At 75.2% G+C, this 13,985-nt stretch carries 13 protein-coding genes; 5 read left to right on the forward strand and 8 right to left on the reverse strand.

The genetic code is table 11. The features are described 5' to 3' along the window. Window positions 1-106: 106 nt before the first annotated feature. Window positions 107-1,027, forward strand: a complete 921-nt coding sequence (locus tag ACIBBA_RS14770) for a 5'-3' exonuclease H3TH domain-containing protein (protein ID WP_396697352.1) — start codon at window positions 107-109, stop codon at window positions 1,025-1,027. A gap of 319 nt (window positions 1,028-1,346) precedes the next feature. On the opposite strand, the gene ACIBBA_RS14775 is transcribed toward ACIBBA_RS14770, so the two are convergent. After that, window positions 1,347-4,148: a DEAD/DEAH box helicase gene (locus tag ACIBBA_RS14775; protein WP_396697354.1), complete on the reverse strand. Its 2,802-nt coding sequence runs from the start codon at window positions 4,146-4,148 to the stop codon at window positions 1,347-1,349. Between the two features lie 86 nt (window positions 4,149-4,234). Between ACIBBA_RS14775 and ACIBBA_RS14780 the strand changes: the two genes are divergently transcribed. Next, the gene (locus ACIBBA_RS14780; protein ID WP_396697356.1) at window positions 4,235-5,005 is read left to right on the forward strand and encodes an HAD family hydrolase; all 771 of its coding nucleotides are present in this window, start codon (window positions 4,235-4,237) and stop codon (window positions 5,003-5,005) included. Between the two features lie 20 nt (window positions 5,006-5,025). Here ACIBBA_RS14780 and ACIBBA_RS14785 read toward each other — a convergent pair whose 3' ends face one another. Beyond that, window positions 5,026-5,880 carry a LysR family transcriptional regulator gene (locus tag ACIBBA_RS14785; protein WP_396697359.1) on the reverse strand — a complete coding sequence of 285 codons (855 nt, stop codon included), beginning with the start codon at window positions 5,878-5,880 and terminating at the stop codon, window positions 5,026-5,028. Window positions 5,881-5,949: 69 nt separating this feature from the next. Here ACIBBA_RS14785 and ACIBBA_RS14790 point away from each other — a divergent pair, with 69 nt between their 5' ends. Beyond that, window positions 5,950-6,861, forward strand: a complete 912-nt coding sequence (locus tag ACIBBA_RS14790) for an EamA family transporter (protein WP_396697361.1) — start codon at window positions 5,950-5,952, stop codon at window positions 6,859-6,861. On the opposite strand, the gene ACIBBA_RS14795 is transcribed toward ACIBBA_RS14790, so the two are convergent. The 6 genes from ACIBBA_RS14795 to ACIBBA_RS14820 form a co-directional block, all read right to left on the reverse strand. Next, window positions 6,824-7,750: a diacylglycerol kinase family protein gene (locus tag ACIBBA_RS14795; protein WP_396697364.1), complete on the reverse strand. Its 927-nt coding sequence runs from the start codon at window positions 7,748-7,750 to the stop codon at window positions 6,824-6,826. The two genes, ACIBBA_RS14790 and ACIBBA_RS14795, sit on opposite strands and share 38 nt — an antisense overlap. A gap of 105 nt (window positions 7,751-7,855) precedes the next feature. Then, window positions 7,856-8,812, reverse strand: a complete 957-nt coding sequence (gene tatC / locus ACIBBA_RS14800; protein WP_396697367.1) for a twin-arginine translocase subunit TatC — start codon at window positions 8,810-8,812, stop codon at window positions 7,856-7,858. Window positions 8,813-8,830: 18 nt separating this feature from the next. Further along, window positions 8,831-9,127 (reverse strand): Sec-independent protein translocase subunit TatA, encoded by a 297-nt coding sequence (gene tatA, locus ACIBBA_RS14805; RefSeq protein ID WP_350874330.1) that lies wholly within the window; start codon window positions 9,125-9,127, stop codon window positions 8,831-8,833. Between the two features lie 240 nt (window positions 9,128-9,367). Continuing rightward, window positions 9,368-9,616 (reverse strand): hypothetical protein, encoded by a 249-nt coding sequence (locus ACIBBA_RS14810; RefSeq protein ID WP_396697370.1) that lies wholly within the window; start codon window positions 9,614-9,616, stop codon window positions 9,368-9,370. A gap of 10 nt (window positions 9,617-9,626) precedes the next feature. Then, entirely contained in the window at window positions 9,627-10,679 is a 1,053-nt protein-coding gene (locus ACIBBA_RS14815) for a helix-turn-helix transcriptional regulator (protein WP_396697372.1), read from the reverse strand. Further along, window positions 10,676-11,674, reverse strand: coding sequence for a helix-turn-helix transcriptional regulator (locus tag ACIBBA_RS14820; RefSeq protein WP_396697374.1), 999 nt, complete (start codon window positions 11,672-11,674; stop codon window positions 10,676-10,678). Before ACIBBA_RS14820 ends, ACIBBA_RS14815 begins: the two co-directional genes overlap by 4 nt. Window positions 11,675-11,818: 144 nt before the next feature. Between ACIBBA_RS14820 and ACIBBA_RS14825 the strand changes: the two genes are divergently transcribed. Both ACIBBA_RS14825 and ACIBBA_RS14830 read left to right on the forward strand, forming a co-directional pair. Further along, window positions 11,819-12,820: a cation diffusion facilitator family transporter gene (locus tag ACIBBA_RS14825; protein ID WP_396697376.1), complete on the forward strand. Its 1,002-nt coding sequence runs from the start codon at window positions 11,819-11,821 to the stop codon at window positions 12,818-12,820. Window positions 12,821-12,879: 59 nt separating this feature from the next. Further along, complete coding sequence (locus ACIBBA_RS14830) at window positions 12,880-13,971, forward strand: DUF3866 family protein (protein WP_396697378.1); 1,092 nt, start codon at window positions 12,880-12,882, stop codon at window positions 13,969-13,971. Window positions 13,972-13,985 lie beyond the last annotated feature (14 nt).

The following is a 13,985-nucleotide window of genomic DNA, read 5'->3' on the forward strand; positions in this document are numbered from 1 at the left end:
ACCCCGATCATGGAGGACCGCCGCCGGTGCCGTCGCCGAAGGGCCGGACTCGCTTCCGCCGCGCCGCGCTGTCGTTTCGTCGGTGGGCTGTGCCAGGCTGTCCGGCGTGGCACAGCGACCCCCGATCCTGCTGATCGACTCCCCGAGCCTCTACTTCCGGGCCTACTTCGGCATCCCCGAGTCGGCCGCCCGGGCCGAGGACGGCACCCCGGTCAACGCGGTGCGCGGCTTCCTCGACATGTTGGCGACCCTGATCCGCACCCGCCGGCCCGACCGGATGGTCTGCGCGATGGACTACGACTGGCGGCCCGACTGGCGGGTGGCGCTGCTGCCGTCCTACAAGGCGCACCGGCTCGCGCCGGAGGGGGGCGAGGTGGTGCCCGACACGCTCACCCCGCAGGTGCCGGTGATCCTCGACGTGCTCACCGCCATCGGCATCACCACCGTCGGCGCGACGGGCTACGAGGCCGACGACGTGCTCGGCACGCTCTCGGTCACCCAGCCGGCGCCGGTCGAGGTGGTCTCCGGCGACCGCGACCTGTTCCAGCTCGTCGACGACGCCCGGCCGGTGCGGCTGCTCTACGTCGGCCGGGGCGTGGCGAAGCTGGACGACTGCGACGACGCCGCGGTGCGGGCCCGCTACGGCGTGCCCGCCGCGAGCTACGCCGACTTCGCGGCGCTGCGCGGCGACCCCAGCGACGGGCTGCCCGGGGTGCCGGGCGTCGGTGAGAAGACCGCCGCCCGGTTGATCGAGCGCTACGGCGACCTGGCCGGCATCCTCGCCGCGCTCGACGATCCGAAGTCCGGCTTCGCGCCGGGGCTGCGCGCCAAGCTCACCGCAGCCGGCGACTACCTGGCGGTGGCCCCGAAGGTGGTCCGCGTCGCCCTCGACGTGCCGCTGCCCGAGTTGCCGACCGCGCTGCCCAGCGCCCCGGTCGACCCCGACGGCCTGCTGGAGCTGGCCCGCCGGTGGAACCTGGCCGGCTCCACCCGGCGGCTGGTCGACGCGCTCGCAGGGCACCCCTGACCCCGAGCACCCGCTGACCTCGGGCGACCCCTGCCCCCGCCAGACCTGACCCGGCCAGCCCGGACCGGTCGACCCGCACCCGGCCAGACCTGACCCCGGATGGTCCCGACCTCGACCGGGGGGGGGGGGGGGGGGGGGGGGGGGGGGGGGGGGGGGGGGGGGGGGGGGGGGGGGGGGGGGGGGGGGGGGGGGGGGGGCGGCCCGCCCCCCCCCCCCCCCCCCCCCCCCCCCCCCCCCCCCCCCCGGCGGGCCCCCCCCCCCCCCCCCCGCCCCCCCGGCGCCCCCCCCCCCGGGGCCGGTCGTTTCCGTTCTCGGGCGCTCAGGCGGCGGTGTGGTAGGCCAGCACCCCGCGGTTCACCGCGCCGATCGCCTGCCGGGCGGTGGATCGCAGCTCGGCCGACGCCCCGCCGGAGTCGGCCAGCTGACCGAGCAGGTCGACCACCTGGCGGGACCAGCGGACGAAGTCGCCGGCCGGCATCTCCCCGTCGAGCTCGTGACCGCTGGCGAGCACCTTGGCCAACGCCTCTCCCCGGGCCCACCGGTAGATCGGCCAGGCGAAGCCGAGATCCGGCTCCCGGGTCACCGCCAGCCCCCGGGCGGCCTCGTCCGCCTCGATGTCGCTCCACAGCTTCAGCGTCTCGTCCACCGCGTCGGAGACCGGGCCCCGCGGCAGCGACGCCCGCTCGTCGACGTCCCGGCGAGCCTCGAAGACCACCACCGACACGGCGGCGGCCAGCTCCGCCGGCGAGAGCCCGTCCCAGACGCCCCGGCGCAGGCACTCGGCGACCAGCAGGTCCGCCTCGGTCCAGATCCGACCGAGCATCCGACCCGCGTCGGTGACCGTCCCGTCGGAGGTCAGGTAACCCCGGGTGGTGAGCAGCGCGACGATCCGGTCGAAGGTACGGGCCAGCGAACCGGTCCGCCCGGCCACCCGCTCCCGCAGCTCCTCGGTGTCGCGCTCCAGCCGACGCCGCCGCTCGGCCCAGCGGGCGTGCTCCTCCCGCTCGGGGCAGGCGTGGCACGGATGCCGGCGCAGCTCCGAGCGGAGCTGGGTGAGCCGGTGATCCTCGCCCACCTGCTGCCGGGACCGACCACCCCGGCGCCCGGCGTGCCGGTCCAGGCCGGTGCCGCTGACCTCGGCGGCCAGGTCGCGCCGGGCCGCCGGCGAGCGGTGGTTGAAGTGCTTCGGCACCCGGATCCGGGCGAGCACCTCGGCCGGGGTGGTGAAGTCGCCCGGGCTGACCCGCCCGGCCCACCGGTCCTGGGTGAGCACCAACGGCCGGGGCTCACCGAACCCGCCGGTCGCCGGATCCAGCACCACCGCCAGGCCGGCCCGCCGCCCGGAGGGCACCCGGATCACGTCACCGACCCGCAGCCGCTCCAGCGACGCGACGGCGGCCGCCTTGCGCTGGCTCTGCCCCTGCCGGGCGATCGCCCGCTCCCGATCGGCGATCGCCACCCGCAGCGCGAAGTACTCGTCGAAGTCACCGTGGTGGCAAGCTGCCTCCGCGCCGTACGCCTCGATGGTCTCGGTGTTGCGCTGCACCTGGCGGGCCAGGCCGACCACCGAGCGGTCCGCCTGGAACTGGGCGAAGGAGGACTCCAGCAGCGCCCGGGCCGGATCGGCGCCGACCGTGCCGACCAGGTTCACCGCCATGTTGTACGAGGGCCGGAAGCTGGACCGCAGCGGGTAGGTGCGGGTGGACGCCAGCCCCGCCACGTGCCGCGGGTCGGTCTCCGGGGACCACACCACCACGGCGTGCCCCTCGACGTCGATGCCCCGGCGCCCGGCCCGCCCGGTGAGCTGGGTGTACTCCCCCGGGGTGAGGTCGACGTGCGCCTCGCCGTTGTACTTGACCAGCCGCTCCAGCACCACGCAGCGGGCCGGCATGTTGATCCCCAGGGCCAGCGTCTCGGTCGCGAAGACCGCCTTGACCAGGCCCCGGACGAAGAGCTCCTCGACGATCTCCTTGAACACCGGCAGCATGCCGGCGTGGTGGGCGGCGAGACCGCGCTCCAGCCCGTCGAGCCACTCCCAGTAGCCGAGCACGGTGAGGTCCTCGCCGGGAATCGCGGTGACCCGGGACTCGACCACCCGACGGATCTCCGCCCGCTCCTCCGGCGAGGTGAGCCGCAGGCCGGCGGCGAGGCACTGCTGCACCGCGGCGGCGCAGCCGGCCCGGCTGAAGATGAACAGGATCGCCGGGAGCAGCCCCTCGCGGTCCAGCCGTTCGACGATGTCCGGTCGCAGCGGGCCGCGCCAGCGTGGCCCGCGCCGGCCGCCGCCCGGACCGGCGCTGCGCCCCTCACCCAGCTCCAGCCGGCGCGCCGTGTCCCGGGTGTAGCGCAGCAGCTCCGGGTGCACGTCGTGTTTGCGGGCCGCGTCGGCGTCGTGGAAGAGGTCGAACATCCGCTTGCCGACCAGCATGTGCTGCCACAGCGGCACCGGCCGGTGCTCGCTGACCACCACGGCGGTCTCGCCGCGCACGGTGACCAGCCAGTCGGCGAACTCCTCGGCGTTGGAGACGGTCGCCGAGAGCGAGACCAGGGTGACCGAGGCGGGCAGGTGGATGATCACCTCTTCCCACACGCCGCCCCGGAACCGGTCGGCGAGGTAGTGCACCTCGTCCATCACCACGTACGCCAGCCCCTCCAGAGTGCTGGATCCGGCGTAGAGCATGTTGCGCAGCACCTCGGTGGTCATCACCACCACGGGCGCGTCGCCGTTGATCGCGTTGTCGCCGGTGAGCAGCCCGACCTGCTCGGCGCCGTAGCGGTTGACCAGGTCGTGGTACTTCTGGTTGGAGAGCGCCTTGATCGGCGTGGTGTAGAAGCATTTGCGCCGGGTGCCGCCGGGGGCGGGCTGCGCGCCGTCGGCCGGCATCGTCGCCCCACCGGTCAACGCCAGGTGTACGGCGAACTCGCCGACCACCGTCTTGCCGGCGCCGGTGGGCGCGCAGACGAGCACGCCGCTGCCGCGCTCCAACGCCTGACACGCTTCCCGCTGGAAGTCGTCGAGATCGAACCCCAGGTCAAGGGCGAACTCTTCCAGCGCCGGGAACTGTGAGGCCTGCGCGGCCCGGCGGCGCGCCGCGGCGTACCGCTCGGCGGGGCTCGACATGCCACCAAGATTAATGCGTACCCGGACCGGACATCGGACAAGGCCGACCGGAAGAGCCGTCGGAGGCGGTCGGTAGGGTGCACGACGTGCCGGACCAACCCGAACCGACCCAGCCTCCTGTCCCGGGCCGCGCCGACGCCGGCCGCCCGTCGCGGCCGTCGCGCCGGCAGGTCAAGGCGGTGCTCTTCGACTTCCACGGCACCCTCGCCCAGGTGGAGGAGCCGCGCGAGTGGGTGCTCCAGGCCGCGGCCGCGTGCGGGGTCGATCTGGAGCGGGTCCGGGCGACGGCGCTCGCCGACCGGCTGCTCACCGCCGGGCGGGCCGGTGGGCCGCTGCCCGCCCGGGTGCCGCCCCGGCTGGCCGAGCTGTGGTCCACCCGCGACCTCTACCCGCACGCGCACCGCGCCGCCTACACCGGGCTGGCCGAGGCCGTCGACGCCGGCATCGAGGGGTTCGCCGACGCGCTCTACGACCGGGTGCTGGTCCCCGAGGGCTGGGTCCCCTACCCCGACACGGCCCCGACGCTCGCCGCGCTGCGCGACGCGGGCGTACGGGTGGCGGTGGTCAGCAACATCGGCTTCGACCTGCGGCCGATGTTCGACGCGTGGCAGCTCACCGAGCTGGTCGACGCATTCGTGCTCTCCTACGAGGTGGGCCGCTGCAAGCCCGATCCGGCGATCTTCTGGCGCGCCTGCGGGATGCTCGGTGTCGACCCGGAGCAGACCCTGATGGTCGGTGACACCCCGGCCGACGCGGGCGCGGCCGCCGCCGGCTGCGCGGTGCTGGTGCTGCCGGCCGCCGAGCCGGGCCGGGAGAACGGCCTCGGCGCGGTCCTCGACCTGGCCCTGCCGGCCTGACCCACCGACTCCGGCGAGAGTCAGTCGCGCACGACCTCCCGGGTCAGGGCCACCAGGTCGGGCACGGCAGGGTGACTCGGCGGGTGCCGCCAGGCGAGCAGCACGGGCACCGCGGGCGCGTCCACGAGCGGCCGGTACGCCACCGCCGGGCTGGGATACATGGCCGCCGTGGCGGTGGTGGTCACCCCGACGGCGCGGCCGGAGCTGATCGCGGCCAACCAGTCGTCGGTGTTGGCCACCGGCACCACGGTGGCCGGGGCGGCGCCGTTCGGCCACAGCCCGAGGGTGGTGGTGCCGGTCTCGCTGTTCACCGCGATCGGCTGGTCGACCAGGTCGGCCAGGATCAGCTCGGCCCGGCCGGCGAGCGGGCTGTCCGCCGGCACGGTGGCCAACCGCGCCTCGGCCAGCAGCCGCACCGTCCGCACGTCGGGCAGCTCGACCGGCTGGCGCAGCACCGCGACGTCCACCGCGCCCCGGGCCAGCCCGGCCGTCCGGTCGTCGATGCGCAGCAGCTCCAGCGGCGTCTGCGGGTAGGCCTGCCGCCACCGACGCAGCAGCGTGACGGTGTGCCCGCCGAGCGCCGACCAGGCGTGGCCGAGCCGCAGCGGCCAGCCGACGCCCTGCCCGGGGGTCAGCACGTCGTCGACAGCGGCGACCGCCACGGCGGCCCGGTCGCGGAACGAGCGGCCGGCCACGGTGAGCGCCAGGTGGTGGGTGGAGCGCTCGACCAGCCGTACGCCCAGGTGGTCCTCGAGCTGGCGCAGGGTCCGCGACAGCGCGGGCTGGCTGACCCGCAGCCGGGCGGCGGCCCGGGTGATGCCGCCCTCCTCGGCGATGGCGAGGAAGGCGCGCAGGTGCCGCAGCTCGACGGTCATAACCGGGAAGCATAAGCGCGGCCGAACCGGCATTTCCCTGGCAGCGCGCCAGCTCATAGCGTCGCAGGGGTGACCGACACCCTGCTGCTCGACCGGCCCGCCGCCAGCACCCCGCCGGCCCGGCAGGGTGGGGTGGGCGCGGTCGGGCTGGTGCTCGGCGGGGCGTTGTCGGTGCAGTTCGGCTCCGCGGTGGCCGCCCTGCTCTTCCCCCGCACCGGCGTGTTCGGCGCGGTCACCCTGCGGCTGGCCATCTCCGCGGTGCTGCTGCTGGTCGTCTGCCGGCCGCGGCTGCGCGGGCACGACCGGGCCGACTGGGTGGCCGCCGGCGCGTTCGGGTTGGTCCTGGCCGGCATGAACTCGATCTTCTACCAGGCCATCGAGCGGATCCCGCTCGGCCTGGCGGTGACCCTGGAGGTGCTCGGCCCGCTGGCGCTGTCGGTCTTCGCCGCGCGCCGGGCGGCCAGCTGGGCCTGCGCCGCGGTGGCGCTGGCCGGGGTGGCCCTGCTCGGCCAGGGCGGCTTCGACCGGTTGGACCCGCTCGGCGCCGGCCTGGCGCTGGCCGCGGGCGCGCTCTGGGCGGCGTACATCGTGCTCAGCGCGCGCGTCGGTGCCCGCTTCCGGGGCGCCGACGGGCTGGCCCTGGCGCTGGCCGTCGCCGCCGTGGTGACCCTGCCGCCCGGGCTGGCGACCGCCGGTACGGTGCTGCTGGACCCGCCGGTGCTGGCGCTCGGGACCGCCCTCGCCGTGCTCGCCTCGGGGCTGCCCTACACCCTCGAACTGTTGGCGCTGCGCCGGCTGCCGACCGCCACCTTCGCGGTCATGATGAGCCTCGGTCCGGCGATCGCCTCGCTCGCCGGCTACCTGGTGCTGGGGCAGCAGCTGACCGTCGTGGAGGTGCTGGCCATCGCCCTGGTGATCGCGGCCAGCATCGGCGCGGTCCGGGTCAACGCAGCAGCCGCAGGGCGCCCGGCACGGCGCTGACCGTCAGCGGCAGCTCCAGCGAACGCTCCCCGTCGGCGTACGTGGTGATGCCCTCGGCGGCCAGCTCGACCGTGCGGACCCGGTAGCTGTGCACCAGCGGGTGCCGCAGGTGGGTGCCCTGGTAGATGCTCGGCTTGACCCGGATCAGGGTGCGCCGGTCCAACCTGCCGCCGACCACCACGTCGAGCATGCCGTCGGTCGGGTCGGCGTCCGGGCAGATCCGCATCCCGCCGCCGTAGCTGGGGCAGTTGCCCACCGCCACCAGCACCGCCTCGACCTCGTGCGGCTCGCCGTCGAGGCGCAGCTTGTACCGGCGCGGGCGCAGCCGGGCCAGCTCGACCATGATCGCCAGGTCGTAGCGGCGCGGGCCGCGAGGCCAGCTCATCCGGTTGGCCCGCTCGTTGACGATCGCGTCGAAACCGGCGGCGAGCACCGCCCCGTACCAGCGGGGCGGGCCGGTCGGGCCGGTCATCCGGGCCAGGTCCACCGGGCTGCTGCGGCCCTCGCGCAGCGCGGCGGCGATCACCTCCGCGGCGGCGAGCGGATCGGTGGGGAAGCCGGTGTCGGCGGCGAAGTCGTTGCCGGTGCCGGCCGGTACCGGCCCGAACGGGATCGTGGTGCCGGCGACCGCCTGGATCCCCCGGTGCACCGTGCCGTCGCCGCCGACCGCGACCAGGGCCGCGACCCCGTCGGCGACCGCGTCCCGGCAGACGGCCTCGGCCTCGTCGGCGGTGTGCGCCTCCAGCAGGCGGACCGGCCGGCCGCCGGTGGCGAGCCGGGACAGCAGCGGCGCCAACAGGCCCCGGTGCCGGCCCCGGCCGGCGGTGGGATTGGCCAGCACCGCGACGGGACCGTCGGGGGTGACGGAGGGGTGAACTTCTGCGGTCACGGCGAGGAACCTACCGGCACGAGAAACGCCGCCCGAGCCGGGCGGCGTTCACTCGTCAGCGTGTCGGACCGGCACTTCGGCCGGTACGGCGGTGGCTACCGTACGTCAGGTCATGTCGTCGTAGCGGCGGTCGATCGGCGCCGGCGCGGCGATCGGGTCCGGCGCGGCCACCGGGGCGGTCGCGTCGACCCGCTGCCCGGCCTCGACCGGCTCCGGGTCGAACTCCAGCGGCGACACCTCGTCGTCGCCGATGCCGGCGTAGACCTCCTTGCCCCGCCCGCGCCGCTTGTCGTTGATGAACGCGACCCCGACAGCGGCGAAGTAGAGCGCGCAGAGGCAGATCGCCAGCGCGGTCATGCCGAACGGGTCCGGGGTGGGGGTGACGACCGCGGAGAAGGCGAAGAACACGAAGACCGCGACCCGCCACCAGCTCAGCAGCCGCTTCGCGCTGGCGATGCCGACGAAGTTGAGCATCAGCACCAGCAGCGGGAACTCGAACGCCACCCCGAACAGCAGGATCAGGTTGGTGACGAACGAGATGTAGCGGGTGATGTCCAGCGTCGTGGTGATCTCTTCGCTGTTGGTGACGTTGAGCAGGAACTCCAGGCCCTTGGAGGTGACAAAGTAGGCCAGTACCGCGCCGGCCGCGAAGAGCGGCGCGGCGAGCCCGGTGAAGATGTACGCGTAGCGCCGCTCGTGCTTGTGCAGACCCGGCGCGATGAACGCCCAGAGCTGGTAAAGCCAGATCGGCGCCGCGACGATCAGCCCGATCCAGAGCCCGATCTTCAGATTGAGCAGGAAGAGGTCGGCTGGGCCGAGCTGGACGAAGTTGCACCGACCGTCGGCGAGCCGCGAGTTGGGCAGGTCGCAGTAGGGCTGCTGCAACACGTGCAGCACGGGCTGGGCCAACAAAGTGATCCCGACGCCGAAGCCGACCACGATCGCCAGGGAGGCGCGGAACAGCCGGTTGCGCAGGTCGCGCACGTGCTCGATGAGCGTCATCGAGCCGTCGGCGGCCTGCTGGAACTTGCTCGGGCCGCGCTTACGCAGTGCCAAGGCCACGGTCGTCGGGCCCTTCGGTCAGTTGTCGCGGACGCGCTGCACCGGGTCGGCGACCGGCTGCTGCGGCGGGGCCTGGTACGGGGCCTGCTGCGGCTGCTGCTGACCCGCGTACGGCGGGAGCGGCTGGTAGCCGGCCTGCGCGTCGGCCTTCTCGGCCAGGTCGCGGTCGTCGTCCTGCAGGCTCTTGGTCTCCGCCTTGATGATCCGCAGCGAGCGGCCCAGCGAGCGGGCCGCGTCGGGGAGCCGCTTCGCGCCGAAGAGCAGGATCAGCACGACCACGAGAATGGCGATGTGCCACGGCTTGAGGGCACCCATGGGAAGCTCCAGTCGAATGTGAGACAGCGTGGGGTGTGTCGGAGCCCATCGTACGTGCGTATCGGCCCGTTGCCACCCGCCGGGGCGGTGATGGTTGATCCCGGCCGGTGAAGTCTTGACCAACCTGGGATGTTCCGTCAACCGGCGTCGCCGGTCGGTTTCGGCCCATGCCGGACCCGCTCGGGCCAGGATTCGATCAAGGCCGATCGGCGCACCGGCCAACGGCGCGACGCCCGTCGATCAGTCGCCCCGATTGGCCCTGATCAGCTCCACCCGGAGCTGCGCGTCGGCGAGCTGCCGGGAGACCGCGTCGGCCCGCACCTGGAGCGCCGCGGCCGACCCCGCGAGGGCCTCCGCCTCGGCCTGCCGGCGCTGCAACGCCACCGCCGCCCGGCGCAGCCCGGGCAGCCGGGCCAGCACCGCCCGGACGGCCAGGGCCAGCACGAGGAGGGCGAACAGCACCACCGCGAGCACGATCCACTTCACCACAGCGGTCAGCCTACCGGGGTCCGGCGGCGACCGCCGGATCGGCGGCCGGCGGCGCGGCGGCGTCCGGTGCGCCCTGTCGGGCGGCGGGCGCGGGACTGGCGTACGCGTCGAGCGCGGCCGTCGCCGCCGCCCGGACCTGCTCGGCCAGCTCGGCCGGGGCGACCACGGTCACGTCCGGGCCGAGGCCCAGCACGAACCGGCGCGCCCAGGCCAGGTCGGTGACCCGCAGCGAGACCAGCCAGTGGTCTCCGTCGCCGGCCTCCACCCGCTCGCAGGGGTAGTACTCGGTGATCCACCGCTCGCCCCGGCCGACCCGCAGGGTGATCAGCGGCAGGTCCGGCGAGGGCCGGAACACCCCGTCGGTGAGGTCGTGCGGGCGCGCCTGCGGCGGGACCACGGCCGGCTCGTCCAGCTCGGTCACCGCGTCGATCCGGTCGGCCCGGAACAGCCGGACCGCCTCGACCCGGCGGCACCAGGCCTCCACGTACGCCCGGCCGCCGACCATCAGCATCCGCAGCGGGTCGATGGTCCGTTCGGTGGTCTCGTCCCGGGCAGCGGTGTAGTAGGTGATCCGCAGCGCCCGGCCGCCCTCCACGGCGGCCCGCAGCGCCTCCACCCGGCGGGTGTCCGCCGGCAGCCGCACCTCCACCGGCGCGCCGACCAGGTCACCGGCCGCGTCCTCGATCTTGGCGAGGGCCCGCTCCACCGCCTCCCGGTTGGTGACCCCCGGCGTCTCGGCGAGCATCCGCAACGCCACCACCAGCGCGAGAGCCTCGTCGGGGGTGAGCCGCAGCGGCCGGTCGATGCCGGCGTCGTAGGTGATGGTCACCCGGTCGCCGTCGAAGGCCATGTCGATCAGGTCGCCCGGGCCGTAGCCGGGCAGGCCGCAGACCCAGAGCAGCTCCAGGTCCTCACGCAGCTGCCGCTCGGTGATCCCGAGGTCGTCGGCCGCCTCGGCGATCTCGATGCCGGGGCGGGCCAGCAGGTAGGGCACCAGGTTGAGCAGCCGGGCCAGTCGGTCGGCGGAGGCGCGGGAGCCGCCACGGGCGGCGGGCCGGGTCACCGCGCGCCCCCGGCCACCGCCAGCTCGTCGTGCCGCACCGCGATCTCCTTCAGCCGTTGGATGACCGCCTCACGCACCTCCGGCGGGTCGATCACCCGCACGTCCGGGCCGTAGCCGACGAGCTGGCTGGCGAGCGAGTCCGGGTCGGCGTACGGCAGGACGAGCCGGTCGCCGTCCGGCCCGGCGACGACGTCGACGGCCCAACGGCGCAGCCCGGCGGCCCGGCCCGGGGCGGCCAGCACGGTCGCCCGCCCGGTCCGCTCCACCGGGCCCGACCAGCGGGCGACGTGGCTGATCAGGTCGACACCGGCCGGCGGCTGGTAGCCGCCCGGATCGCCGGTGACCCGCACCGCGCCGACCACTCGGGAGAGCCGGAAACAGCGGGTGGCGGCCCGGTCCAGGTCGTGGCCGACCACGTACCACCGGCCGCGCCAGCAGACCACGCCCCACGGCTGCAGCCGGCGGCGGGTCGGCGCGTCCCGGTCGGGCACCCGGTAGTCGAAGCCGACCTCCCGGCGGTCCCGGGCGGCGGCGGTGAGCGGCGCGAAGGCCGGGTCGACGGTGACCATCGGCTCCAGGCCGAGGGTCGCCTGCGGGTCGACGTCCACCCCGGCGGCGCGCAGCTTGGCCAGCCCGGAGGACGCGGCGGCGGCCAGCCCGGCGTGCTGCCAGAGCCGGGCGGCGATGCCCACCGCGGCCGCCTCGTCCGGCTCCAGCGGGATGTCCGGCAGGGCGTACTCGCGCGGGGCGATGCGGTAGCCGGGCTCGGCGTCGAAGACGCTGGCCGTGCCGGTCTCCAGCGGGACGCCCAGCTCGCGCAGCTCGGCCTTGTCCCGCTCGAACTTGCGCTGGAAGGCCTCGTGGTCGCGGGCGTCGTTCGGGTCGTGCTCGTAACCGGGCACGGTCGCGGCGATCTGCGCGGCGGTCAGGAACCGGCGCGTGGAGAGCAGACAGATCACCAGGTTGACCAGGCGTTCGGTACGGGTCCGGGACACGGGTAGACGCTAGCAGCCGACGCGCCGTAGCCGTGCACCCACGCGGGCGCGCCGGATGGTACGTCGAACCGGTCCTGTCCCCCCGTCGCCCGGTACCCGCCGGCTCGACCGGCGAGGGGCCACGGGCGGCCATAGGGTTGCCCCATGTCCCAGCCGGAGGTCAAGAGCGAGAGCGTCGGCACCGTGATCGTCGCCGGCACGGCGAACCTCGCCATCGCGGTGGCCAAGCTGATCGCCGGCCTGATCTCCGGTTCCGCGTCGATGCTCTCCGAGGCCGCGCACTCGGTCGCCGACACCACCACCGAGGTGCTGCTCTTCATGGCGCTGCGCCGCGGCGCCCGACCCCCGGACACCCGGCACCCGTTCGGCTACGGCAAGGAGAGCTACATCTGGGCCTTCTTCGCGGCCCTGTTCACCTTCGTCGCCGGCGCCGGCTTCGCGATCACCCACGGTGTGACCACCATCCTGGTCCACGAGCACAGCGGGGACTACCTGATCTCGTACCTGGTGCTGGCGGTCTCCTTCGCGATCGAGTCGATCTCGCTGGCCCGGGCGGTACGCCAGGTCCGCCGCGAGTCGCGGCGCTGGCGGACCACCCCGCGCCGGTATCTGCGGCTGACCGCCGACACCACGGTCAAGGCGGTCTTCCTCGAGGACAGCGCGGCGCTGATCGGGCTGCTGCTGGCCGGGCTGGGGGTGGGCCTCTCCGAGCTCACCGGCGACGAGCTCTGGGACGGCGTCGCCTCCGTGCTGATCGGCCTGCTGCTGCTGGTGGTCGCCGGGATCCTGGCGTACAGCAACCTGTCGTTGCTGGTCGGACGGGGGGTGTCGGACCGGCTGCGGCGCGAGATCGAGCACTCGCTGGCCGGGCTGCCCGAGGTGCGGCAGGTCGGCACGCTGCTCACCATGCAGCTCGGCCCGACGGACATCCTGGTGGCCGCCAAGGTCGACTTCAACGACCAGGCCACCGGCGCGGCCATCGAGGCCACCGCCGACGAGGCGGAGCGGCGGCTGCGGGACCGCTACCCGGAGATCCGCTACCTCTTCCTCGACCCGACCGGTTCGCTGCCCGAGGCCGACCCACCGACCCGGCCGACCGAGCGGCCCGCACCGGACGACGGGCCCAGCGGGATCGACCCGCGCTGAGCCGATCGCGGCCGACCCGGGCGCGGGCCGTGGTGGACGCGCCGACTAGCGTGCCCGTCATGGTGCGATGGCGGTCCGGGACGGTGACGGCGCTGCGACGGGAGTGGTCCGGGGCGGTGGAGCTGGACGTGGCGCTTTCCGACGGCTCGAGGATGCGGGCGCTGGCCTACCCCGAGCTGGTCGGCCGACCGGAACCCGGCGACCGGGTGCTGCTCAACGCCGGCGCGCTGCTGATGGGGCTCGGCACCGGCGGGTACGCGCTGGTCGTGGCGCTGCCCGACCGGCTGCCGCCGGACCCGCCCGTGTCCGGCGACAGCCGCGACGCCGGGCACCTGGTGAAGGCCCGCTACACGCCGCTGCAACCGATCCTGCTCGGGGTGGACGAGGAAGCCTCGCCGCATCGGGCGGTGCTGGAGACCGCCGAGGACCTCGCCGGGCTGCCGGTGGTCACCGCCGACCTGCACTCGGCCCTGCCGGCGATCCTGGCCGGCATCCGCGCCGACGCGCCGCACGCCCGGGTGGCGTACCTGCTCACCGACGGCGGCGCCCTGCCGGCCTGGTTCTCCCGCACCCTCGCCGGGCTGCGCGACGAGCTGGCCGGCACGATCAGCGTCGGGCAGGCCTTCGGCGGTGACCTGGAGGCCAGCACCCTGCACAGCGGGCTGCTCGCCGCCCGGCACGTGCTGGCCGCCGACGTGGCGATCGTCGCCCAGGGGCCGGGCAACCTCGGCACCGGCACCCGCTGGGGCTTCTCCGGGGTGGCGGTCGGCGAGGCGGTCAACGCGGTCGCCACGCTGGGCGGGCGGCCGGTCGGCTCGCTGCGCGTCTCCGCCGCCGACCCCCGGCCGCGGCACCGGGGCGTGTCGCACCACAGCCTCACCGCGTACGGCCGGGTGGCGCTCGCCGCCGCGGAGCTGGTGGTGCCCGACGGCCTCGACCCGGCGCTGGACGCCGAGGTCGACGCGGCGCTCGTCCCGCTCGCGACGCGGCACCGGATCGTCCGGGTGCCCACCGACGGGCTGGACGCCGCGCTGCGGGCCAGCGCCGTGCCGCTCTCCACCATGGGCCGCGGCCTGGACGCCGATTACGCCTACTTCCTCGCCGCCGCGGCCGCCGGTCGACACGCCGCCGCCCTGTTCGGCGGGGAGTGACGCCCGCTGCGGCG

It is taken from the genome of Micromonospora sp. NPDC051006 (assembly GCF_044456245.1).
Classification (GTDB): Bacteria; Actinomycetota; Actinomycetes; order Mycobacteriales; family Micromonosporaceae; genus Micromonospora.

Coding starts and splice junctions, on each gene's coding strand:
- ACIBBA_RS14785 (WP_396697359.1), bottom strand. CDS start 5,880: ATGACCGTCGAGCTGCGGCACCTGCGCGCCTTCCTCGCCATCGCCGAG.
- ACIBBA_RS14775 (WP_396697354.1), bottom strand. CDS start 4,148: ATGTCGAGCCCCGCCGAGCGGTACGCCGCGGCGCGCCGCCGGGCCGCG.
- ACIBBA_RS14825 (WP_396697376.1), top strand. CDS start 11,819: ATGTCCCAGCCGGAGGTCAAGAGCGAGAGCGTCGGCACCGTGATCGTC.
- ACIBBA_RS14830 (WP_396697378.1), top strand. CDS start 12,880: ATGGTGCGATGGCGGTCCGGGACGGTGACGGCGCTGCGACGGGAGTGG.
- tatA (WP_350874330.1), bottom strand. CDS start 9,127: ATGGGTGCCCTCAAGCCGTGGCACATCGCCATTCTCGTGGTCGTGCTG.